Below are 23047 nucleotides of genomic sequence, written 5' to 3'. Positions count from 1 at the left end.
TCACCATTATTAGCAAGCGGATAATTCAGTAATTAGTCAATTTAATCTTCTGAAATATTCACTGCTGCTAAAAAGTTTGACCCAATTAGGTAATCATTTTTATTCGGAATATTCTCTAAACTTAAAATCACGGTTGAAATCCTTTTTTGTTGAGTAGTTTTTATAGGTTTAATGTCAATATATACCTCTTTCTTTCCAGGTGGAATCGTTATAGAATTAGAAATCTTTTGATAATCAACCCCATTCTTTGCTGTGCCTCTAATTGTATATTTAACCTGTAAATCCTGACTGATATTACCTGTGCGATTGATGCGGAAATGCCCAGAAGGTTCAGATTTAGAGGTATACAATTTAGCTGCTACTATTTCCACAATTGTAGGGTTGCTACGAGTAAATTGTAAATCAACATATTGGTTTTTTAGCTCAAAGTTTGCATCTGTGGGATTGGTAATTAGTTTTTCGTTAACATACATATTATCAAAGTTGATATTGCTAATATTTATTTCTCGATTATGTCCTTGAAATATTGATGGTTCTCTGCCAATATCATCAACTTTTAAGTTATAAAAATAAATATTTCTAATATATCCTAAAGTATTTAGTGTGGATGTAGGTTCCCAATTAGCTTGGATGATACGCCACTGAAATAGGGAAGAGGAAGCATCTCCTTTTTTTTGGTTAACTATTTCTTCTACTCGAATATTCTTAAAATAAATATTTTCAAAGTTTGCCCCTGTCACTGGCCAAAATCCTGATAATTCACCTGCAAAAACTACATCTATATTTTCATAGGTAATGTTGCGAATAACATCTTGTTCTACTGTCGTCCCAATTTTAAAGATGCCACCAGAATAGTAATTGTAAAAAACCGAATTTCTGACATTAATATTCTCGTTATTTGTGATGCTTTTTAATTTGCTACCGCCATGAGAAGTAGCATCATCTGTGCCTTTATAAAGTACATTATCAATGGTGATATTTCTTGATGACCAAAAACCAAAGCCATCTGTGTTAGCAAAAATAGGTTCAGGATTAGCCAAAATTTTCACATTGTAAAATGTACAATTATCTGTGTAACCCATCCAAACATTTGCTACAGCCGCATCTATAAATAGAATATCCTCAACACTAATATTATTAGTATTAACCAACTGAATTAAACTGTACCATCCCCCTCTTGGTCGCCAATAAGATCCATTTCCATACAGTAATCCACGTCCCATAATTTTAACGTTGCTAACATTCTCTAAGTGCAAGACTCCGCGACCATAGGAGGGGTTAATCTCTTTTGTTGCCAATAAAACTGATCCACCTGCTAAATACATGGTCATGTTACTTTTGAGATTAAGTTGCTGAGTTTTATAAACTCCTGGAGGAATATAAAGAATTCCTTTGCGAGCAGAAACTTCGTCAATTGCTTGTTGAATTTTATCAGTAACATCATTTACACCTGTATTATCTACGCCATAATTCATGAGGTTAATGACGTTAGGATTACTTTGATCAGGTTTCTGATTTTCTAATGGGTCTGCAAAAATATACAATTCCTCACTCACTCCATTGATTTTATGAAGAATCAGTTTTCTCGGAGTTTGCAGAGAAAAAGAAATTTTATTGTTGTTATGACGTGATGAAATATTGGCACTTTTGGGGCTAAGGGTATAGCTTTTGATTGGTTGTTTATAGCTGATATTAATGTCTGCTATGCCAGCAAAAGCAAAGTGAACATAACTAATGGAGTTGTATTTATGAACGAAGATTGGTTGACCGTTAACTGTAACTTGATAGCTACTGCTTTTTTTGGCAATTTTAGGTGTAGAGTATACTTCCAAAATCCTGGGCTGACTAATAACTGGAGAAGTATTTCCGGCTATTAATGATAATGTTACACCGCCAAAAGTTAATAAGTAAATAACGTGGCGACGTTTAACTAAACTATGTTGCTGATTGGGAATTTTCATATTTTTGGAGTTTATAAAGGATATAGATCATGACTCCTATACTAATAATGAGTTGGGTAATTGATCCCAATAAAAGGGCTACTGCTCCCCCCAATAAACCTAATTTTGGTAATAACCAAAAACAAGCTATTCCGGAGATGCTTGCTACAGTCATAAACAAAGGCATTTGAATCCGAAAGTATCGTGCTGCGGTCATTCCATAGCCCAAAAATGATGACATATAGTTAATTCCCGCAACAACCATCAAGCAAACAAATAACGTTGTTTGTTCTCCATATTCAGGTTTATATAACAGTGTTAAAATGGATCGCCCACCGATAACGGCTATTAAGACACCTATTCCACCTAGTGCAGCCGCAATTCCCAGCAGTTTCATCAAAAGAGTACGGAAAGCTAGGCGATCGCCTTCTGCATAATATTTGGCAAGTTTGGGATTAGCTGACTCTCCCAGGGCATTAATGAGCATTCCACCTGCTACCATCAAGTAGGCTAAAGCAGCAAAGATTCCTAATTCTCTCTCTCCTAAATATCGCTCAATAAAATAACGGGGAATATTGGCATTAAATGAAATTAACATCATCACAAATCCCAAGGGTAAACTGAGCCATAAAAGCTGTACTAGAGTTTGCCAATGCCAACGGGGTTGTAATTCTGACCTCTGCTTCACTATTATTAAAGCATTACGAATATCATAGCTAAATAACACCACAATCCAAGCAAAAACCAACCCTAATACCCCCCAAAAAACCCGTCTAGATAGATATACGCCAATGCCTAGTAGTAGTAATGATAGAACTCCTTTAATTATCAAGGATATGGCAATTCTATCCATCTGTTCATGCTGCTGAATTAGCGCACAAAATATATCACTAATAGACTCAAATGCCTTGGCTAATCCTATTAAGAAAATAACTAAAGATGTCTCTGTCTCATATCCACCAGAGAAGCTAATGAATGTAATAATTAGAAGTGCTAAACCTGTGGATATTAGTCTCAATCCCAAGTAATCACTAAACAAAAACTGTTGTTTAACATCTGTTACTTGGACAACTCGTAGTTGGAGATTTGTAAACATCATTATCGGTGCTGTTACCGCTAAACCCAAGGTAAACTGCCCTACCATCTCTGGACTACCAAGTTTAGCTAAAACTACTAACATTCCCCATTGGCAACCTGAATAAACAAAATTACCAACAAAAGTCCAAGAGAAATTGCGCCGTAGGGTTGGTTTATTTTCTAGCATTGGCTTTAGTCATATTCTTGACTTGTTTATGTTGTGCCATGCCAAATACAAATACTATTTGATAACCATCTACACAGGCTATCCATTTACCATGATCAAGTTGATGAGGATCAATATTGTGCATTCCCATTTTATTCCACCCATAACCACTGGCTTTAATAATTGGATTATCATCAATTGCTTTTTCTTGATAATTAGTAGTTGTCAAATTGGTAATTTCATAAGCACGCACCTGATTACCATAATTACCTTCAACATCTTGGGTATAACGGAAAATTTTACCATTCCAAACTAATACTCTACCTCCCGGTCTGGATGTATTTAAGTTTTCTTCTATTAGAGGGATTTGGGGATGCTGAATCCAATTTCCCATTAATTCATCAGCATAGTAAAGATGCAGAGTATTTCCTTGGGGTGATGTTGTAAATATCCACCATTTCTCATCGAAATTAAAAATCGAAGAATCTACATAATTATCACCTTCTAGTAATGTTTTGACTAATGTCCATTGAGTTGGAAATTCAACGGCTTTGTATAACCGAACCGAATTCGCTTCATAACTTTCTGGAATCATATAGTATTCATCTTTGACTTTGAATACATAAGGGTAAGACAAGTGAAAGTTTTCCTTGATGACTATTTGTTGATAATTCCAGTTAAATCCATTATTACTAGTTGCTAGTCCTATTTCTCCTCGATTATTTACATCATTTAAAACTTCAAAAAACATATACCAAGTCCCATTTTCATAAACCATAAATGGATCAGCTACAAATTTGGCTGTTATATCAGTAACATCTTTAGCTGTTAGAACTGGATTCTGGATATTTTCTGGAGAACTTAACTTAAATGGTGATTCACCTGTATAAATTCCTATTGACCAATCCTGCTTTCTTCTCACAAAAGTTTTTGCTATTTTTTGGAGAAAAGATTCCGTTTTATTGCTATTTTTTAATTCCATATTCTCTATTAATGTTTATCAAGTTTATGAAGGCAAAATCCAAACATTTGATATATTTACGCGCTCTTTTTTTCGATATTTGTTAGAACATTTACTTGTATATTCGATCCGTGATTAGCATATTTGGCGGATTCTAAGGCACTGCTTTCTTCTGGGAATTTTGGTTTATAACCTGCTACTAATTGTGACAGTAAAAAGATAATAGAATGGGTATCATTTTTAGCTGCAACTCCTAACAATCTTTCTACAGTAATATCCAAGTAACTAGGGATAATCTGACTGGCATTTTTCACAACTAACAGTTTTTCATGTTCAGTTTTTTCATACTCTTCTCCTTCAATAAACAATTCTTCAAAAAGCTTTTCTCCTGGTCTTAACCCTGTAAATACGATGTCAATATCTTTATTAACTTCATATCCTGAAAGATGAATCAGTTCTTTTGCTAAGTCTACAATTTTTACTGGTTCACCCATATTGAGCATTAGAACTTCACCACTACGACCAAGAACAGATGCTTGTAAAACTAGTTGAACTGCTTCTGGTATAGTCATGAAATAACGACAAATATCGGGATGAGTAACTGTAATTGGTCCACCTGCTAAAATTTGTTTTTGGAAAGTAGGAACTACGCTACCACGACTTCCTAAAACGTTACCAAAACGCACAGCAACATAGGATTTACCACTTTCTCTTGCTGCTTGTAAAACTAACATTTCGGCTACTCTTTTACTAGCACCCATAACGTTTGTAGGATTGACGGCTTTATCTGTGGAAATCATCACAAAATGTTCTACATCATATTGCAGTGCTACTTGTAATAAATTCCTTGTACCAATCACATTGTTAGTAATTGCTTCTGCGGGATTTAATTCCATCAAGGGAACGTGCTTATGAGCCGCAGCATGGAAAATTACATCTGGTTTAAATCTTTCAAATGCGTGTTCTAGTCTCGACTGCACTCGAATATCAGCAATGAATGTATAAATCTGCGGAATATTTATGGCTGATTTACCGTTGTTTTTAAGTGTTTGGATCAGTTGTTCTAGTTCTTGTTGAATATTAAACACAGAGTTTTCTCCATGTCCAATTAGGATGATTTTCGCTGGGTGACAACGGAAAATTTGCCGACATAGTTCACTACCAATTGATCCACCTGAACCTGTAATTAATACTGTTTTATTTTTGAGAAATTTGGAGACTCTTTCTCTTTCTATCTGAATTGGTTCACGTCTGAGTAAATCTTCAATTTTGATATCTCTAACACTATCTAACTTAATGCGACCATTCAATATTTCATATACTCCTGGTAATGTGCTAGGTTGCACTCCATTGGTTTGACAAATATCGACAATTTCTCTAATTACTTTTCCAGAAGCTGTGGGCATGGCAATGATAACTTTCTGGATTTTTAGTTTTTTGATAATCTCGGATATTTGATAGCGATCGCCTAATACAGGAATTCCTCTTAAATGTATTTGCTTTTTTTTGATATCGTCGTCAATAAATCCTACAGGATAAACCCCAAATTGAGGATTTCTTTGCATATCTTCTACCAGAGAAACTCCCGCATTACCCGCACCAATAATCAAGACTCTTTCTTTATTTTGAACTATTTCTTGCCGATGATTTAACCTTTCTACAACTCGAAAACTAAACCGTAATACAATCACAAAAATACAGGATAGCAATCCCTCCAGAATTGGTAGTGATTGTGGTAACTTATCTAATGGAAAATTGAATGTTTTATATAATATATTAAACAACGTTGTTTGGATAACTATTATCCCCATCATCAACGTGACTATATATATTACTTCCTCAATACTTGCGTATCTCCAATAGCGTCTATAAAATTTACCGCATGACAGGACAATTAGTTTAATTACTAAAAACAAAATTGTCGCAATTCCTAATTGTGAAATATATTCCTGTAAATTTAGATTACCGTCTAAACGCAAGAACAATGCTAACAATGGTGTGATGGTAAAAATAATGATGTCACAAATAAACCAATGTCTATTTCTAACTTTACTTAATTGAATTGATAAATTACTAACTATTTTTTGAATAGTGAAATGAGAAGCGAAAAATATGATATTCATATCCGTATCTCCAGGAAAATTTGCAGAAGCTTTCACTGGATAAACACCTGGAACTTTAATTAAAAACTAGAAGGGCAAGGGAACAGAAAGAGAGTTTTGGTTTCTTCACATACCTTTAAATTTTTCTGTTCATCTACTTAACTCTATAGAATGATTGAGTCTGTTTTCATGTCATTAACCTGTAAAGGGGAATCCAGAAATTATTTGTGTCAAATCATATAGCATCAATAACTGATCAATGAAAATATATCCTACTTCTGGGGTGATAATTTGCAATAATCTATCTTCATTAATCACATCACAGTGCTATATTATTTATATTTACTAAGCAAACATGAACATTAATTTATGGGTTATTATTTTTTGTCTTGAACTATAAACTTTTTATCAGGTTTTCACTTGTTAAGTAACGCCAGTTTGACATAATTCCTAATCAAAATAAAATAATAGCAGCAAACATAGTATTTACACTATATCTGCTGCTTTAATATCTTGTAATCAAGCTAAATTTTTGCTTGTAAAGACTTTAGTAATTCCGTATTTACACCCGATTCACGAGTCAGAGAGATTTTACCTGTTCGAGCAATTTCTCTCAGTCCAAATTTTTGTAGAACTTGAACTATAGCTACCATTTTACCAGGATCGCCAACAACTTCTAAAGTTAAAGAATCTTCAGCTACATCAACAATTCGCGCTCGGAAAATTTGAGACAATTCAATAATTTCTGAACGATTATTGCTAGTAGCATTTACTTTAAGAAGCATCAATTCTCTTTCTACACAAGGGATTTCTGTAATATCTTGCACTTTGAGAACATTAACTAACTTATATAGTTGTTTGGTAAGTTGCTCAATAATGCGATCGTCACCAGGTACAACCATAGTAATCCGAGATACCCCTCCCTGTTCCGCTGGTCCAACAGCAAGGCTTTCAATATTAAAACCCCGACGAGCAAATAAACTGGAAATGCGGGATAGAACTCCCGCTTCATCTTCAACGATAACTGACAGCGTATGTTTCATCTTCGACTAAAAAAGCATGGCATGAACGCAGACCGGCACTCATGACTGCGAAGCTAGTTTTTACCACGCTGAATTGTCGGTCTGAATTCTTATTCTAAACTTAATCGTTACAGAAATATCCGGCAAGCGTAAAGCTCAGTCACAAAGCGTGCTGAGATACAAGCGACACGGGCAGTTCGGCAAGCTCACTGACCACGGTTTTAACTGCCTTCAATCTTACACGTTCGTTTTGCCACAGTCTAGCCTTATATCAACTACCTTGACAGTTTTACGCCAGGGGTAATAGTATAAGAGTGAAGGGAAGGTAAGAACAATGCTAGTTTTTGAGTTTAAAGTTTACGGAAAATCAGTTCAGTTAACAGCAATAGATGATGCAATTCGGACTGCTCAATTCGTTCGCAATAGCTGTATTCGGCTATGGATGGATGTTCAGGGAACAGGCAAAAACGACTTGCAGAAATACTGCGCTGTATTAGCTGCTAATTTTCCGTTCGCTAATGAACTTAATTCGATGGCACGACAAGCGAGTGCTGAAAGAGCATGGTCTTCCATTGCCCGTTTTTATGATAATTGCAAGAAGAATATTCCTGGCTTAAAGGGATATCCTCAATTCCAAAAAGATTGTCGTTCTGTTGAATACAAAACATCTGGATGGCAACTTGCGGATGATCGTAAATCTATTACTTTTACCGATAAAAAAGGTATCGGTAGGCTAAAGATCAAGGGAACTCGTGATTTGCATTTCTATCAAATCAATCAAATCAAACGAGTTAGATTAGTTAAACGGGCTGACGGTTATTATTGTCAATTTTGCATTGATGTTAACCGCCAAGAAAATATAGAACCAACAGGAAATACAATTGGATTAGATGTAGGTTTGAAAGAATACTACACCGATTCCAATGGCGTAATAGTGGAGAATCCTAAGTTTCTTCGTGAAGGAGAAAAGGTTCTTAAACGTTCTCAACGCCGTGTTTCCAGAAAAGTTAAAGGGTCAAAGAATAGAGGCAAAGCTAGACAGATTTTAGGGAAACGCCATCTCAAAATAAGTAGGAAACGTAAAGACCATGCTGTGAAATTAGCACGGTGCGTAGTTCAGTCAAACGACTTGATATCCTATGAAGATTTGAGAATTAAAAATCTGGTAAAAAATCATTGTTTAGCTAAGTCAATAAACGACGCATCTTGGTATCAGTTTCGTGTCTGGCTTGAATATTTTGGAAAAGTATTTAAGAGAGTCACGGTTGCAGTTAATCCGCAATACACGAGTCAAGAATGCTCTAGCTGTGGTGAAATCGTCAAAAAAACTCTATCCACCAGAACCCACGCTTGCAAGTGTGGTTGTGTAATGGATAGAGATGAAAACGCAGCTAGAAATATCCTAAGTCGAGGATTGGGTACGGTAGGGCATACCGGAACTTTTGCGCTAGACGCAAGCAACGCTTTAGGAGATAAGGCCTCTACTTGTGCCGGAGAAATCCTGTATGAGCAAGTCATATCGTCGATCAAAGAATCTCAGTGTCTTTATATCTGAGAGTGTCAATTATGAAAATTATCTCTTTTCGGATAGATGCAGCCGTTGGCTTAAGAGCTTATATTATTTAATAAAAGTGAACATTGAGGGGAATGAAGTATTTATGAGTTGGTTAAAAAGACTTTTTGGCTTAGAACAATCGAAAAGCAACCAAGTTAATCCTACTGCTAATAATGATACGACCACACAAACAATACCTCCAGAACGCATGGGATTAAATGGAGAATATGACCAAAGTGGTTTAGCCAAGCGGGTAGCATTAGCATTTGATCAAGATCCTCAACTTAATGATATTGATACTCTATGGGTGGCTCAAACGGGTAGCACGGTGGTATTAAAAGGTAAAGTTCCTAGTCAAGATATTCTCAACAAGATGGTTTCCGTTGCTAATACTGTCAATGGCAGTAGCAACATTGATACTACAGCAGTCAGTATTAGTTAAATTTAGACAAGCAGGTTATTAACCCAATCTAAAATTGCTTGGTTAACTTGTGCTGGTGATTCATCATGGGGACAATGACCGACATCTTCTAGATATAGTAACTGTAGTTTTTCGTTGTAGCGGACAAATTGATGCGCTAGTGTGGGGGGAACAAATCTATCTTTTTGTCCCCACATTAATAGCATCGGAATTGTTAAGTTTGGTAAAATCTTCTTGACACTAGGACTAAAGTTTACTCCTGTTGTTGCCTTAAATAAAGCTCTAAAAGCACGAGCAGATCCTCTATCCTGGGGGGGTCCAGCCAAAATATCTATAAGTTCATCTGTAATAGCCTCTGGATTAGCGTAAGCTAAACTAGCCCAACGGCGCAGGAGACTGGGACGACGCACAAAATAAAATATCGGTTTCAATATCAATCTTGAGGTAAATATAGTTTTGATCCCCCTAACGAGAGGTTGTAAGACAGTAGGAATCATTTCTTGTTCGAGTGTGGGATCTGGTAAACTCATCATCACTATGCCCTTTACCATGTCAGGATGGGTAGCGGCTGCGACTAGAGAAATTAGTGAACCAATGGAATTACCTACTAAAATTACTGGTTCACGAATAAAGGTTTTCCAAAAGTCGTAAACTTGTTCTACCCAGAGTTCTACGTTGTAGCTAGTTGCAGCTTTTTCGGAAGCACCAAAACCAATCATGTCTAAAGCATAGACGGTGTGATATTCACCTAAAACTTCTAAATTGTGTCGCCAATGACCAATGGAAGCGCCAAATCCGTGTAATAAAATTAAAGGTGTTGTTTTTAGATGATTAGTGGCGGGACGAATGTAAGTATAACGGGTTTGCCAACCACGCCACACCCAGTCCCTTTGATTACCCACTCGGTGCTGCCAATGTATTGTGGTTGTCACATTTCCCCCTCGCTGATTAGCTAGTTTTTGTAGGTTGGCTTCGTGCGACAGCGCAACCTAACAAAAGTCCGTAAATTTTGGGTAACAAGAGCGTCAACCCAACCTACCTGATTTTATGTTTTTAGCTTTGTTCCTGATTTACTAAAATGTTACATTATATTTGATTCACTTCAATGTCTAGTTAATTTTGCTATGCTAGAAATACCCTTATAGATATCTGATATCTATAACTAATGTAGAGAAATTATCTCGAAGTGAGTAGAATAACAAATATATACGTCACCTACCCTAGAGATGGATACTCGTTTTTCGATTCTGAGTTATTGTTGTATTTTGCCTTGATTGGCATAGCAAACACCAAGACCAACCCAAATTCTTAACTAAAGAGCTGCCACTAATCATAATGCCTGTGATTGAGAAAAAAAGAACTCGCGATCTGCCCCAAATTAACGAACGGATTCGCTTCCCGAAAATTCGGGTGATTGACACTGATGGCGCACAACTGGGAATCATCACTCCCCAAGAAGCCATACAATTAGCAGAAGAAAAGGAATTAGACCTAGTGCTAATCAGTGACAAGGCTGATCCGCCAGTATGTCGAATCATGGACTATGGGAAATATAAGTTTGAGCAGGAGAAAAAGGCGCGGGAAGCCCGGAAGAAGCAGCACACGGCTGATGTGAAAGAAGTGAAGATGCGCTATAAAATAGAAGAGCATGACTATAATGTGCGCGTCAAGCAAGCTGAACGCTTCCTCAAGGATGGCGATAAAGTTAAGGCTACTGTGATGTTCCGAGGTCGGGAAATTCAACACAGTGACTTGGCAGAAACTCTGCTCAAGCGAATGGCTACGGATCTAGAGCCTTTTGGTGAAGTACAGCAATCACCAAAGAAAGAAGGAAGAAATATGATGATGCTTATTTCACCCAAAAAATAATCTTGTCAATAAACTGGTGATGAATGCTGTATAAATTGGGTAATAATTTTACCTAAGATTGAGATCAGAGGATTTTTCCATCCCCTCAGCGTTCATCAGTGCTATATTCTTGTAAATTTATTTCAAAGTGATAGTCCTGACGGCTGAGTGGGAAAGATAAGACTCAGTTGTTCAGGACTTTTGCTATGGGAAAAATCTGATGATGATTCTTCCTTTCTGACATTTGTTACTGTCTTTCATTAAACTGAAAGTGTAAAAGTCTTTTTCCTCTGTCCTTATCCTGACTAAAGTATAGTTATTTCTACCTAATTAACTCAGAAAATCAAACTACATGGAATTGAAAAATCAAGGGTTTAATGCCAATCGAGGCTTTCTGTCCCGATTGCTTCAGTGGGTGAATCTCCGTCCGGAAGAAGTTGAACGGACTTGGATGATGTTTGCCTTCTACACAACTGTGGCTGTAGGATTACGATGGGCAGAAGATAGCACTGTAGCCCTATTTTTAGATCAATATGGAGCGGGACAATTACCTTGGATTTATATTGCTAGTGCTGCTCTGGGTGCAGGATTAGTAGGTTTATTTTCTTGGTTGCAAAGGATTTTCCCTCTGCGTTGGGTGATTGTAGCGATCGTCCCTTGTATGATCGTGCCTTTATTTTTATTAGTATTATTGCGGTGGGGAATTAGTATTCCGTCCGTTTCTATGATAATTATTTTTCTACTGCGATTGTGGGTAGATGCTTGTTATGTAGTTACTGATCTCAATGCTTCCATTGTTGCTAATCAACTATTCAATATTCGGGAAATTAAGCGGACTTACCCACTAGTTAGTAGTGGTTTGTTGGTAGCAGATGTAATCAGCGGTTTTAGTTTACCTTGGTTAGTGAAAATAATGTCACTGAATCAGGTGATCATTATGGCTTGTTTGGTGGTTCTTTGTGGTTCAGTAATTTTATTTCTTTTAACTTATAAATATCGTGGCGCTTTTCCTAGTAAGCCTCAAAGGGATATTCCCGAAGAACAAGGTTCTCGCCATCGTCGCTTGCAAACTCCTTTGAAACGTTATGTCTGGTATTTATTTATTTTTGTAGCTCTGTTGCAAGTCATGGGCTTGTTAATAGATTTTCAATATTTGAGAGAACTAAATTCTAATTTTGGTAATCAGGACTTAGCGAGTTTTTTGGGGCTGTTTGGTGGCATTGTAGGGGTATGTGAATTATTTACTCAATGGTTTGTTTCTAGTCGGTTAATTGAGAAGATTGGGGTATTTTCGACAGCAGCACTTTTACCAATCACTGTAGGATTTTTATTACCATCAGCGATCGCTCTTTTGAGTTTCTTTCCTGCTATTCAAGCACAAACTGTATTCTGGGGCTTAGTCAGCTTGAAGTTCTGTGATGAACTCCTCCGTTATACCTTTGTTGTCAGTAGTGGACCCGTCTTATATCAACCCATTCCCGAAGAAATTCGCAGTTGGATACAAACATTATCCGGTGGTACAGCCGAAGCAATCTCATCTGGTTTAACTGGTATAGCAATTTTTATCACTTTGTTTTTTGTCGAACAATATGTGCCAGCATCCTTACAAAAATGGGTGTTTGTGGGAGAAACAGTGATTATCGCCGCCAGTTGTTTAAAAGTAGTTTGGGAATTGCGATCGCGCTACGTTGATCTATTAGTATTAAGCGCCGAAAGAGGCGAAGTCAGTGCAGCTACCGTCGGTTTACGAGTATTCCAACAAGGGGTAGTCAAAGCCTTAGTAGAAACAGGCAACGCAGCCGACAAAGGCGCTTGTGTCGAACTTTTAGCCCAAATTGATCTCCAGGGAGCAGCCCAGGTTTTAGCCCCCTTACTCGGACAATTACCACCAGATTTACAATCTAAAAGCCTAGAAGTCATGCTGTTAGCAGGTGCAAACCCAGCCTATACGAATGCAGTTAGCCCCCTATTAGAACAATCCCCAGAAGCATTTGAACCGGAAGTGTTTGCTCTCGCTTTGCGCTACATTTGGTTAGCTGATCCTAATCCTGATTTGAGTCTCTTAGAAAAATACCTACACCCTCAACATCATTCCCTAATTCGAGCTACCGCTGCCGCCTTACTTCTGCGTCAAGGAACAACTCAGCAAAGAATAGCAGCCACAGATACTATGCGGGGAATGCTGACTCATCCCCAAGAGCAAGAACGGATCAATGCGGTCAAAGCTTTCCGAGAATCTGTAGATTTACAAGAACTACAAATATATATCCCCAACTTATTAAAAGATCAATCATTGCGGGTGCGTTGCGCCGTCTTAGAAATGATCGCTGCAACTAGATTAGAAGAATACTATCCGACACTATTAGCAGCCCTATATTACAAATCTACCCGCACTACCGCCATCCGTTCCTTAGTGCGATTGGAGAATGAAGGACTCCATTTGTTATTACAATTAGCGACAAATATTTATAAACCCGAAGTAGTGCGAATGCACGCTTGGCGGACAATTGCCCAAATCGGTACTGTAGAAGCACAGGAAAGTTTATGGCTGAATTTGGATACATCTTGGGGTAGTACCAGAGAATATATTCTCCGTAGCTTAATCAAAATCCTCCAACAGTCAGAAAACAATCATGTCGGCGATAAATTGGACGAAACGAGGATAGAAGCTTTAATTAAAGAAGAAGTGCAATTTTTAGGAGAAATCTATGCTGCTTATATAGATTTAGAAATGATCAATTCCCTAGATCATCATCATTCCCATGAAAGACTAATTGCCATTGGTGAATTATTGCAAACCGCACTATTAGAAGTAGAAATTGACGTTAAAGATCGCTTACTATTACTACTAAAATTACTTTATTCTCCTGCGAAGATCCAAGCGGCATCATTAAACCTTCAATCTGAGTCAGTGGTAAGTTTATCCAGAGGTTTAGAAATCTTAGATCACACAGTGAAGTTAGCATCTAAATCAATTTTATTACATATTTTAGACCGCCGTTCTCCACACGAAAAACTCCAGTATCTTATAGACAATGGAATTGTGGAACGTGAAAAAAGACCAGGAATAAATGAGCAAGAATCCACGATTATTGCTAATCGTCTTCGTAAGTTAATTATGCTCGGTAACTTGCTTTCTGATTGGTGTTTGGCTTGTTGTTTTCATTTTGCCCAAGCGGCTCATATCCGAGTGAGTTCTGATGAAATTGTGGCAACTTTGCGTCATCCTACAGGCTTTGTTAGGGAAGCAGCTATTTCCTATCTGAGTGTTGTTTCTGGGCGGGTTATCCAAGAAATTCTTCCCTATTTAAAAACAGATCCACATCCTTTAGTTGCGGCTCAAGTTCAGGAATTAATGAAAAAATCGGGGCGTTGCTGATTAAGAGTATGATTTTGTTTCACGCAGAGGCGCAGAGGTGCAGAGAGTAAGAGTTTGAAATCATTGATTTTTCAATTTTATCCCCTAATATGGCTATCGCCACGCAGGCTATCAGCAATGCCCAGATTTTTAGTGTGACACTTACTCAAAACGGTAATTGCGGTTTCTAATGGATAAACCCAAAGGAATAGCATTACCTTGAGGATCTACTTTTACCCGGACGAATATTGGTTGTTGTCTACTATTTCTATTTCTATTGCTATTTCTGTTTCCCTGGAATTGTGCCAGATCATTATTAATTTGCTGTCTTTGTTCGTCAGAAATGAAATAGTTGTCCAAACCATAATTAACCAAGCCATCTTGATAATTACCTTTTAAGGCTACCTGATTATTAGGAAGAGTATTAGGACGATTACTGCTTACCCGTACAGGTTGCCAAGACTGAAGTTCACTTCTATCAAAAGATTGTCGTTCTTGCAAAATTAGGTATAAGGTACTTCCCTGAATAATTTGTCTATTTCTGCGGGAATTTCTCTGTAACCATTCATTCCAACCTCTTACTCTTCTCAATGTTTCGGGACGGGAAATATTATAATCCAAGTTTAATGAAGAACCCCGTAACACATCATTAGAATTTGCAGATGTAGTTTGCAAAATTACTGTTTTACCAGTGACATCTGTGTACATTGCTTGGACAGGTACAGCGAGAATCAAACCTACCTGGACTATTAAAGGGGCAATTAATCGCCAAATTGGTAAAGGTTTATTAGCCTTATGTTCTGTAGCAATTAGATAATCCCGAAAGGTCAACTTTTCGGAAAATTCCATTTCGGGAGTTAAGGTTCTTTTTGATTCAGGGGAGTCACTTTTCATGTGATTAATTTAGTAATTGGTAAGGAGGTAATAACCCAAGTTGCTAGTTATAGTCATGATGATTTAGGGAGTGCTGGGTAAAATAAATAGTAGGGGCGAAGCATTCGGACGGAAAATCAATGGTTTGAAGAATAGGTTATCGCCCGAATGCTTCGCCCGTACAACTCCTAGATTATTACCCGTAACTTGGGTTAATAGATAATAGGAAAAAATACTTTTCCCATTACCTCTGATTTTTTGATAGGAGTTTATACGCAGAGATTTATATAGAAAGAATTCAGAATCATTTATAGATGTAGCAATATCCGTTAGAGTATCACCAAATAACTGATTTTAACAACTGAATTCTCTTTCATGAATATGTCTTCATTTTAGTCGAAATTGCTCTATTACTTTTTATTACTCCCTCCGCTATTTCCACTATTTCCGCTATTTCCACTATTTCCGCTATTCCCGCTATTTCCACTACCACCACTATTTCCACTACCACCACTATTTCCGCTATTTCCACTACCACCGCTATTCCAACTACCACCGCTGTTTCCGCTACCACCGCTATTACTAGTTTTAGAAGTAGTAAAACGACGTTCAAACCAAAGTCCGGCTGCAATTAGGGAATAACCGCAAATACCAAATACTAAAGCTCGGAAAAGTACATCAGTGTTATACTCTAGAACCCGGCTGATAATTTGCAGGGTAAATAATAGCATACCACACCAAAAAGAGGTTCTATTCCGTAACTTTAACCCCTCTTGAACTAATCCCCAGGCTAATATCGCTAACAAAACATTGAAGATAAAAATGCCTAGTTCTGTAATTCTGGTGATAGCTTGATGCCAAAAGGGAGTAATCAGAATGAATCCCAAAAAAGTAGTAATGATGCCAAGTGTGAAAAATACTTCCCGACGGAGAGGACTGTTGCTATGACGGATGAGAAACAACCATTGCAACACTGCTAAACCACTGAGAATCCCTAAATCAATAATTGGCAAAGACCGGAATACACTTGATAAATTGTTAGATTGAGAATAGCTGAAATCTACAGCTTGCCATTGCCAACGAAAAGACAGAAGATAAAAAACTACCCCAAAACAGATCAAGCCTAAATTACGGGCTAGGGGTTGAAACAATCTGTAATTAACTGTGGGGAAAAGTAAATCGTCATAACTCCAAAGTAAGGCGGCTGGAAGGGCTAAAGCAAAAGAAGCTATCCACGGCACGACATCAGAAAATGTCAACAGTGGCAAAGGTCTGAGGTTATATTGCAAAGATACGGTAAATGCCACTACCCCTAGTCCAAAAATCCACCGGGATCTGCAAATATAAGCTAGGGGGACAAACAGTAACCATGATAATAAAGGCATATGGCGCACAGCTAACCGCGCCCAAGTCACTTCCCCAGAACCAGACCATAAATCACCAATTCCTATCCAATAGCCAATTTGGATGAGGACAATGGCCATAATTCCCAAGGAGTTGAGGGAAAGACTATAAGCCATGACTAACACTCCAAACCCCCAAGCTAAAAATAACTCGGAAGCTGAACCGCTAATATTGAATATTTGTGCCATCAAGAGTAAAGTTGCCCCTAAAATGAAAGCACTGAGAATTAATAATGCTTCCCCGATTGCCCGTTTACCCTTTTGAGACTTTTTACCTTGATTTGTGATCATGGTTGGTTCTCTCCAGGTTAAAAAACCAGTAATGGCGGTGGAGAGAAATAAACTCATTAACAAGATAAACTTGACTTCCCGTGACCAACCTTGCCAATTTGCGCCCACTAAGGTCATTAAACCTAACCCTAAAAGTAAGCCACCGATGACAATAGCGATCGCACCAAAACTATCACGGGTAGACTCTTCTATGTTATTAAATTGATGACGCTTGGCTATTTGGTCATACTGGGAAGAACTAATAATTCCTTCATCTCGCCAACGTTGTGCTTCTTGGCGCAGTTTTTGCAGAAAATTGTTAAATATCATGACCTCTCCGGTACAAAAGACTTTTAAACCCGTTTCCTCATCCTTCCCGTTCCCTGCTATATCAAAATAAGGTTAGCTTCTAGCTACAAGCCGTACTGGACGCGCTTTACAAACGCCATCTGAATATTCAATTTTTTAGGGTGGTCATTGTCTTTTCAGTATGCAGCCAAATATATTGATTGCATTGTTCTTCTGTAACACTTTCTCTGCTGACTTAATTTTGTGAAAATTAATATGGAAAAAGCTTCTAATTTATTGCTTAAAGTTACCCGTCGGTTATTTACAAATGTAGATGAACAAACAAAGTTTATTGATGCTTTAGTTCATCCCCAACCTTTTGCACCTTGTATTCTGTGGTGTCAAGATAAACCAGATATTTCGCCTTTTGCTGTGGAAATGCCAACACTTTGGCAACCGCATTTTGTAGATAGGTTATCTGTGGGAGAAAAACCTGGTAAACATCTTTTACATCAACAAGGATCTTTTTATTGTTTAGATTTTTCTTCGGTATTTTCGGCTTCTGTTTTGTTGGCTATTCCCGAATCAATATCTATTATTTTTGATATGTGTGCTGCCCCTGGTGGTAAAAGTGTGTTTGCTTGGAGGGCTTTACAACCTGATTTATTAATTAGTAATGAGGTGATTGGGAAGCGGTTGGGAATGCTAATTTCTAATTTAAAACGTTGCCAAATTAAACCCAGTGGGGTAGTAAATAGAGATTCTAGTATTTTTGCGGAATTGTTACCAGCTTCGAGTAATTTAGTCATGGTTGATGCCCCTTGTACTGGGCAATCTTTATTAGCTAAGGGTGAGAAAGCACCGGGATGTTTTCACTCGACTTCAATTAATAAAAGTGCCAATCGCCAAAAAAGAATTATTGCTAATTCTGCCCAAATGGTTGCCCCTCAAGGTTATTTGGCTTATATGACTTGTACTTATTCCCCGGAAGAAAATGAGCAGGTTTGTGAATGGTTTTTAGAACGATTTCCTGATTTTCAAGCGGTGGAAGTTGGTCATTTATCTGCCTATCAATCTCATTTAACTAGCATTCCTTGTTATCGGATGTTTCCTCAAGATAGGTTGGGTGCTGGTGCTTTTACGGTGTTGTTTAAAAATACGGCGGAAGGTGATGTTAAGGGGGTTGATTTAGAGGATCTTTCTGCTATGTGGAGATATCAGAATAATTGACAATTGACAATTGACAATTGATAATTACTCTTTTTTGTAGAGACGTTCCATGGAACGTCTCTACATTTGTATATGAAATGTTTCTACATTTTTATGCGGGTAATACATTTATTTTCTGTGGTTTTGTAACTATAAAATGTATAAGTTACGTAAATTCTCTATTGCTTTTTATGTTGATAAATTGATGAATTTGTCAGGAATATCTATAAAATAAACAATTTTTGGCTTGGCTGAAATAAAAAATACAATCATGATTATAATAATTTTAGTTATTTAACACACATGATCATGAGTCCAAAAATCCAGGATTTACAGGTTGGTTACGCTCAAACACGCTTGCTGCTTGCGTTGTGGGATTTGGGAGGAACTGAGCAGAAAGTGGCTAAGGGTAAATTAAGCAAGCGGATAGTGTCTAAAGGACATAAGATGACCGACTATCAAAGTATTTTAGAGGATTTGGAAGCGCAAAAAGCTATTACTGTTGCTAAAAAAGGTTCGTCAACTAATTATACTCTTACGTCTCCTATAGGTTTAGATGTGTTGAAGGCAGGTTTGCGTAGTGATGAATTTGAGTTTAATACTAATCTTGGTGCGTGGGTAGGAAATTCTTTGTTGCGGTTGTTTCGTCAGGTTGATGTTGTGGTTGCTGCGCCGGTTGTGTCTGGTGGTGGGGTGATTGGTTCTTATGAGGAGTTTAAATCTGTCGCGTTGGCTGTTTATGACAAGTTGAATCGAGATCACATTTTCGATGATTTAGTGCCTATTTATCGCATTAGAAGAGAAATAGGTGAACAAGTTAGCCGTGAAAAATTTAATAAATGGCTAGTAGAAATGCAAGCTGATGACATTTTGCAGCTAATTGCCGGAGAAATACCAGACTTTACTTCTGATAAACGCGAAGATTCAATTTCTATACCTGGTACACAACTACGTTCTTACGCTAAACGCTTGAGTTAATCAAATTATCCCTACAGTTTCTACTTCCTCACACCATACAAATCACCATGACAGATACCCCTATTTCTCCCATAGAAGCCGTTAACGCCGCAATTAATAGTCACAATCCATTTATTAACGCTGGGATTGTTAAAGAACAGGATGTTTGGGGAAAAGGAGTCCCCGACGTACCCACATTAAATGCCCATGCTTCTAATCAAGTTTTTAAAGCCATTGAATTTGTTCGCAAAAGTCAATCTAGTCAAGATAAAGTAACTTCAATTGCTATTACTGCACAGCAGGGAGTTGGTAAAACCCATCTTTTGAGTCGCATTCGTCATGAACTAGAAAAAGTGGGTTGTGCTTTATTTGTTTATGCAGGTGGTAATAACTATACAGACTTAAATTTTGTTAAGTACCAATTCCAGCAAACTTTAGCAGATAGTCTCAGTAAAACTGGTAGTCAAGAAGTCATGCAGTGGCAGGAAGTAGCCGCAGCTATGGTAAACGAAGTTAAAACTGATAATTCCTCCACTCCAGCAGAGTTAGTCAAAAAATTTGACCAAGCCTGTGCAAATACTTTTGCTAAAAATAAAAACTTAATGAATTCTCTGCAAAAAGAAGTTCTTAAAACTAAACCCAATGCAGATCCCTATATTCTTCGCGCTATTCTGTGGACACTTTCAGAAACCCAAGCCCCTTTTGCAATTAAATGGCTATCTGGTGAAGAATTAGCTCAATTAAATGCTGAAGAGTTAGGATTACCTAATCCTAGCAAAACAAATCAAGATAGAGAAGCTGAGGCACTTAAAAATATTCAACAAATTTTGAATTTAGTTAGTTACTACAACTCAATTATTATTTGTTTTGATGAAATAGATGTTCAAAACAACTCTACTGAAGATGGGTTTCCCACAGAAACTGTAATTGCTAATTTTGTGAAAATTCTCCATGATACTTTGGAAAATTCAGCCCTTAGTCAAGGTGTGGTTATTCTGACAGTTATGTTACCACAAACATGGAGAGACAAAGTAAATTCTTTACTGAACGGTACACCTGATAGAATTTCTAAATTTACACAACGCAAACCACTAGATCTAAAATATGTTAATGGAGATTCTATGGTGGAATTAGTAACAGTTTGGCTACAAGAGTATTACAATTTAAAAAATTTAATTCCACCTTATCCACTCTACCCATTTGAAGAAACGCAACTGAGAGAATATGGAAAGGTAAATAAACCAAGTGTTAGGGAAGCTTTACAATGGTGTGCAGATAACTTTAAGGTTGAAGAAGAGCAACTTCCTTCAGATCCGTTTGAAAGGTTTGAACTAGCATTCAAAAGAGAAAGTGAGGCAGATATTGGAGATTATCTAGAGGATAGTGATCTAATTGCTGATGCTCTTTATTTTGGCTTTGAAACTTTAAAAAGCCAGACATTAGAAGGCGTAATAATTGAAGAGATCACAAAGGATGTTAAACCTAAAGCATATCATATCAAACATTATATAAACTTCAAAATTATTGGAAATGAGAAAGGAGAAGAGGTAAAAATTGGTGTCGCTGTAATACAGTCTCCTCAAGTGAAATTAACGGCAGGATTAAAATGGTTAATAGATTACCAAAAATATGACCTTACTCGTGGTTGTTTAGTTCGTTCACAATCCAGAATAGAACAAATAAAGAAAAATTCAGAAGCATATAGATTGCTTAATGAACTGATATCAGAAAAAGGTGGTGAAAATGTAGATTTAATAGAAGAACAAATCCGCCCACTCATAGCAATTTTAGCTATTTATAATAAGCGACAAAATTATCAATTAACAGAAGAGCAGATTTTTGATATTATCTCTAAACATAATATTACCTTTGATAATTTGTTACTTCGAGAAATTTTAAGCAACCCATCTGGTAATATGCCTTCATTGGATGATGAAGATAAAGGAATAATATTTGACGCATTCGATTTTTCAGGTACAAGTGAAACAGACGAATCAGATGACTTAAGTGAATTATAAAATTAATCATGAACGAATCAATTTTGATTTATAACGCCTTATGTTTACCTGCTCCCGATGTTGAAGCTTTAATACAAGGGCGAATTATTGCCGCAATTCCTCGGACATTACTAGATTTGGGTAAAACATTCGCTCTCTATCCTGTGGAGATATCCACAGCAGCAATTGATAGATATTACCATCCAAGTTTTTTACCAATTGCTAAAACTGCATGGGAAAAATCCTATCATCCTAGTATGTTATTACAACCGGAACAACTGAGTTTAATACCAACTCAAAAACAGTTACAATTGCCGTTATCTGAAAGCAAAGTTTTAATTAAAGCATGGGCTAAATGTGAACTTTGCGAAATGCCAGATAAAACTAAACCATTAGATATTTTATCTCAATTAACAATCTGGAAACCAGAAATATTTGAGGAAATATTACAAAAACGTCCGCATTTTTTTCTGGCTTATTTGCGCGTTTATCATTTAGATAAACCTTATGAAATTCCAGCAATTCCTAATATTCAAGATAAGTTAGGTAAATTTATCGGTTTACCTAATATTTCTGCTTCCGAAGATAAACCCGTATTAAGTGATCAGATATTTCTGCAACGTAAATATCAATTACAAAACCTAGAACCTCCCCTACATCCTAAACTGGAAGAATTGCAAAGTGCATTATCACAAATAGCTAACAATAATCCAGCAGCACAACAATTAGAAAATGAAATCAAAGTATTTTTAGGTTGGAGTAATGAACCAACTACAAATACAATAGATGCCGATTTAGCTTGGATAAAAACCATTGCATCTTTAGGAGATAGAAGTATAGAATTTGAAGAGAAAAAAAATAGCTATCAAGCGGGTACAGACTTTGAAAACATCGCACGGGATAGCCTTGATTTTTTAGGATTTAAAGTTGAAAATGCTTATAAAGGAGGTGCAGGAGGTTTAGATTTATATTGTTCACAGCCTTATCCTTTAGTGTGTGAATGTAAAGCAGGTAAAAGTATTCCTAGTGGTACAATTGAAGAATTACTTAAACTAGGTGGAATGCACTTAGGTGCAGATAAATTTTTGAATTCACCAAAATTGGTAATAGGACCAGGTAACGCTACCTCAGATACTCAAAAATCATCAAAAGAATGGAAAGTCAGTATTATCAAAGCCATGACATTACAAAAATTAGTTGAACTCAAAGCAAAATATCCAGGTGCAATAAACTTAATTGAATTAAAAGAATACTTAGAACCAGGACAAATTGATGATAAAATTAACGAATATATAGATAAAATAGAAAAAGAGATTAAATTGCGATCACTGATTATTCAAGCAGCAAAAGACATTCCCAAATCAAATAATCAAATAGCTGTCACAGTTATGGAAATTCGCACTCAATATAACGCCATTAATAAATCTAACTTAACAGATGAAATAGTCCATGATTTATTAATAGAACTATCATCACCATTAATAGGTTACTTAGGAAGAGAAACAGGAGATGATTGCAAAACAGATAAATTCTACTACCTGCGCGACTTACCAATTAATTAAAAATAACTCTCTTCTTTTCTTCCCTTCGTGTCCTTCGT

17 protein-coding genes are annotated in these 23047 nt (G+C 36.9%); 8 read left to right on the top strand and 9 right to left on the bottom strand.

Annotated elements, in window-relative coordinates:
* Positions 1-41 precede the first annotated feature (41 nt).
* From FJR38_RS21700 to ilvN, 6 genes are all read right to left on the bottom strand, one after another.
* On the bottom strand, positions 42-1961 hold the full coding sequence (locus FJR38_RS21700; protein WP_168539373.1) for a glycosyl hydrolase family 28 protein: 1920 nt from the start codon (positions 1959-1961) through the stop codon (positions 42-44).
* On the bottom strand, positions 1936-3204 hold the full coding sequence (locus FJR38_RS21695) for a lipopolysaccharide biosynthesis protein (RefSeq protein ID WP_168539371.1): 1269 nt from the start codon (positions 3202-3204) through the stop codon (positions 1936-1938). Before FJR38_RS21695 ends, FJR38_RS21700 begins: the two co-directional genes overlap by 26 nt.
* Positions 3191-4165, bottom strand: coding sequence for a hypothetical protein (locus FJR38_RS21690; protein WP_168539369.1), 975 nt, complete (start codon positions 4163-4165; stop codon positions 3191-3193). Before FJR38_RS21690 ends, FJR38_RS21695 begins: the two co-directional genes overlap by 14 nt.
* A gap of 56 nt (positions 4166-4221) precedes the next feature.
* The gene (locus FJR38_RS21685; RefSeq protein WP_168492828.1) at positions 4222-6267 is read right to left on the bottom strand and encodes a nucleoside-diphosphate sugar epimerase/dehydratase; all 2046 of its coding nucleotides are present in this window, start codon (positions 6265-6267) and stop codon (positions 4222-4224) included.
* Between the two features lie 174 nt (positions 6268-6441).
* A complete protein-coding gene (locus tag FJR38_RS29120; RefSeq protein ID WP_256366788.1) occupies positions 6442-6564 on the bottom strand; it encodes a hypothetical protein in 123 nt (40 codons plus the stop codon).
* A 206-nt stretch (positions 6565-6770) separates the two neighbouring features.
* The gene (ilvN, locus tag FJR38_RS21680) at positions 6771-7289 is read right to left on the bottom strand and encodes an acetolactate synthase small subunit (RefSeq protein ID WP_168492837.1); all 519 of its coding nucleotides are present in this window, start codon (positions 7287-7289) and stop codon (positions 6771-6773) included.
* A 313-nt stretch (positions 7290-7602) separates the two neighbouring features.
* On the opposite strand from ilvN, the gene FJR38_RS21675 reads away from it, so the two are divergent.
* Together FJR38_RS21675 and FJR38_RS21670 are read left to right on the top strand one after the other, a co-directional pair.
* On the top strand, positions 7603-8823 hold the full coding sequence (locus tag FJR38_RS21675; RefSeq protein WP_168492839.1) for an RNA-guided endonuclease TnpB family protein: 1221 nt from the start codon (positions 7603-7605) through the stop codon (positions 8821-8823).
* 103 nt (positions 8824-8926) lie between these two features.
* On the top strand, positions 8927-9265 hold the full coding sequence (locus FJR38_RS21670; protein WP_168492841.1) for a BON domain-containing protein: 339 nt from the start codon (positions 8927-8929) through the stop codon (positions 9263-9265).
* 2 nt (positions 9266-9267) lie between these two features.
* Here FJR38_RS21670 and FJR38_RS21665 read toward each other — a convergent pair whose 3' ends face one another.
* Positions 9268-10176 carry an alpha/beta fold hydrolase gene (locus FJR38_RS21665; RefSeq protein ID WP_168492843.1) on the bottom strand — a complete coding sequence of 303 codons (909 nt, stop codon included), beginning with the start codon at positions 10174-10176 and terminating at the stop codon, positions 9268-9270.
* A 403-nt stretch (positions 10177-10579) separates the two neighbouring features.
* Between FJR38_RS21665 and infC the strand changes: the two genes are divergently transcribed.
* Together infC and FJR38_RS21655 are read left to right on the top strand one after the other, a co-directional pair.
* Positions 10580-11113, top strand: coding sequence for a translation initiation factor IF-3 (gene infC / locus FJR38_RS21660; protein ID WP_168492845.1), 534 nt, complete (start codon positions 10580-10582; stop codon positions 11111-11113).
* A 331-nt stretch (positions 11114-11444) separates the two neighbouring features.
* Positions 11445-14471 carry an Npt1/Npt2 family nucleotide transporter gene (locus FJR38_RS21655; protein ID WP_168539367.1) on the top strand — a complete coding sequence of 1009 codons (3027 nt, stop codon included), beginning with the start codon at positions 11445-11447 and terminating at the stop codon, positions 14469-14471.
* Positions 14472-14612: 141 nt separating this feature from the next.
* Here FJR38_RS21655 and FJR38_RS21650 read toward each other — a convergent pair whose 3' ends face one another.
* On the bottom strand, positions 14613-15344 hold the full coding sequence (locus FJR38_RS21650; RefSeq protein WP_168539365.1) for a GDYXXLXY domain-containing protein: 732 nt from the start codon (positions 15342-15344) through the stop codon (positions 14613-14615).
* A gap of 389 nt (positions 15345-15733) precedes the next feature.
* Positions 15734-17326: a DUF2157 domain-containing protein gene (locus FJR38_RS21645; RefSeq protein WP_168539363.1), complete on the bottom strand. Its 1593-nt coding sequence runs from the start codon at positions 17324-17326 to the stop codon at positions 15734-15736.
* Positions 17327-17560: 234 nt separating this feature from the next.
* On the opposite strand from FJR38_RS21645, the gene FJR38_RS21640 reads away from it, so the two are divergent.
* From FJR38_RS21640 to FJR38_RS21625, 4 genes are all read left to right on the top strand, one after another.
* Entirely contained in the window at positions 17561-18514 is a 954-nt protein-coding gene (locus FJR38_RS21640; protein WP_168539361.1) for an RsmB/NOP family class I SAM-dependent RNA methyltransferase, read from the top strand.
* A 288-nt stretch (positions 18515-18802) separates the two neighbouring features.
* Entirely contained in the window at positions 18803-19471 is a 669-nt protein-coding gene (locus FJR38_RS21635) for a hypothetical protein (RefSeq protein WP_168539359.1), read from the top strand.
* Positions 19472-19518: 47 nt separating this feature from the next.
* Positions 19519-21468 (top strand): P-loop NTPase fold protein, encoded by a 1950-nt coding sequence (locus tag FJR38_RS21630; protein ID WP_168539357.1) that lies wholly within the window; start codon positions 19519-19521, stop codon positions 21466-21468.
* Positions 21469-21476: 8 nt separating this feature from the next.
* Entirely contained in the window at positions 21477-23009 is a 1533-nt protein-coding gene (locus FJR38_RS21625) for a DUF1802 family protein (RefSeq protein WP_168539355.1), read from the top strand.
* Positions 23010-23047 lie beyond the last annotated feature (38 nt).

It is taken from the genome of Anabaena sp. UHCC 0253 (assembly GCF_009712085.1).
Classification (GTDB): Bacteria; Cyanobacteriota; Cyanobacteriia; order Cyanobacteriales; family Nostocaceae; genus Dolichospermum.
The sequence above is the reverse complement of the archived record's forward strand: the minus strand, read 5'-3'. Positions and strand labels throughout refer to the sequence as shown.

Excerpts from the sequence above, each read along its gene's own strand:
- FJR38_RS21625 (WP_168539355.1), top strand. The coding sequence starts at position 21,477 with ATGAACGAATCAATTTTGATTTATAACGCCTTATGTTTACCTGCTCCC.
- infC (WP_168492845.1), top strand. The coding sequence starts at position 10,580 with ATGCCTGTGATTGAGAAAAAAAGAACTCGCGATCTGCCCCAAATTAAC.
- FJR38_RS21700 (WP_168539373.1), bottom strand. The coding sequence starts at position 1,961 with ATGAAAATTCCCAATCAGCAACATAGTTTAGTTAAACGTCGCCACGTT.
- FJR38_RS21645 (WP_168539363.1), bottom strand. The coding sequence starts at position 17,326 with ATGATATTTAACAATTTTCTGCAAAAACTGCGCCAAGAAGCACAACGT.
- ilvN (WP_168492837.1), bottom strand. The coding sequence starts at position 7,289 with ATGAAACATACGCTGTCAGTTATCGTTGAAGATGAAGCGGGAGTTCTA.
- FJR38_RS21690 (WP_168539369.1), bottom strand. The coding sequence starts at position 4,165 with ATGGAATTAAAAAATAGCAATAAAACGGAATCTTTTCTCCAAAAAATA.
- FJR38_RS21635 (WP_168539359.1), top strand. The coding sequence starts at position 18,803 with ATGAGTCCAAAAATCCAGGATTTACAGGTTGGTTACGCTCAAACACGC.
- FJR38_RS21695 (WP_168539371.1), bottom strand. The coding sequence starts at position 3,204 with ATGCTAGAAAATAAACCAACCCTACGGCGCAATTTCTCTTGGACTTTT.
- FJR38_RS21670 (WP_168492841.1), top strand. The coding sequence starts at position 8,927 with ATGAGTTGGTTAAAAAGACTTTTTGGCTTAGAACAATCGAAAAGCAAC.
- FJR38_RS21630 (WP_168539357.1), top strand. The coding sequence starts at position 19,519 with ATGACAGATACCCCTATTTCTCCCATAGAAGCCGTTAACGCCGCAATT.
- FJR38_RS21675 (WP_168492839.1), top strand. The coding sequence starts at position 7,603 with ATGCTAGTTTTTGAGTTTAAAGTTTACGGAAAATCAGTTCAGTTAACA.
- FJR38_RS21650 (WP_168539365.1), bottom strand. The coding sequence starts at position 15,344 with ATGAAAAGTGACTCCCCTGAATCAAAAAGAACCTTAACTCCCGAAATG.
- FJR38_RS21655 (WP_168539367.1), top strand. The coding sequence starts at position 11,445 with ATGGAATTGAAAAATCAAGGGTTTAATGCCAATCGAGGCTTTCTGTCC.
- FJR38_RS21685 (WP_168492828.1), bottom strand. The coding sequence starts at position 6,267 with ATGAATATCATATTTTTCGCTTCTCATTTCACTATTCAAAAAATAGTT.
- FJR38_RS21640 (WP_168539361.1), top strand. The coding sequence starts at position 17,561 with ATGGAAAAAGCTTCTAATTTATTGCTTAAAGTTACCCGTCGGTTATTT.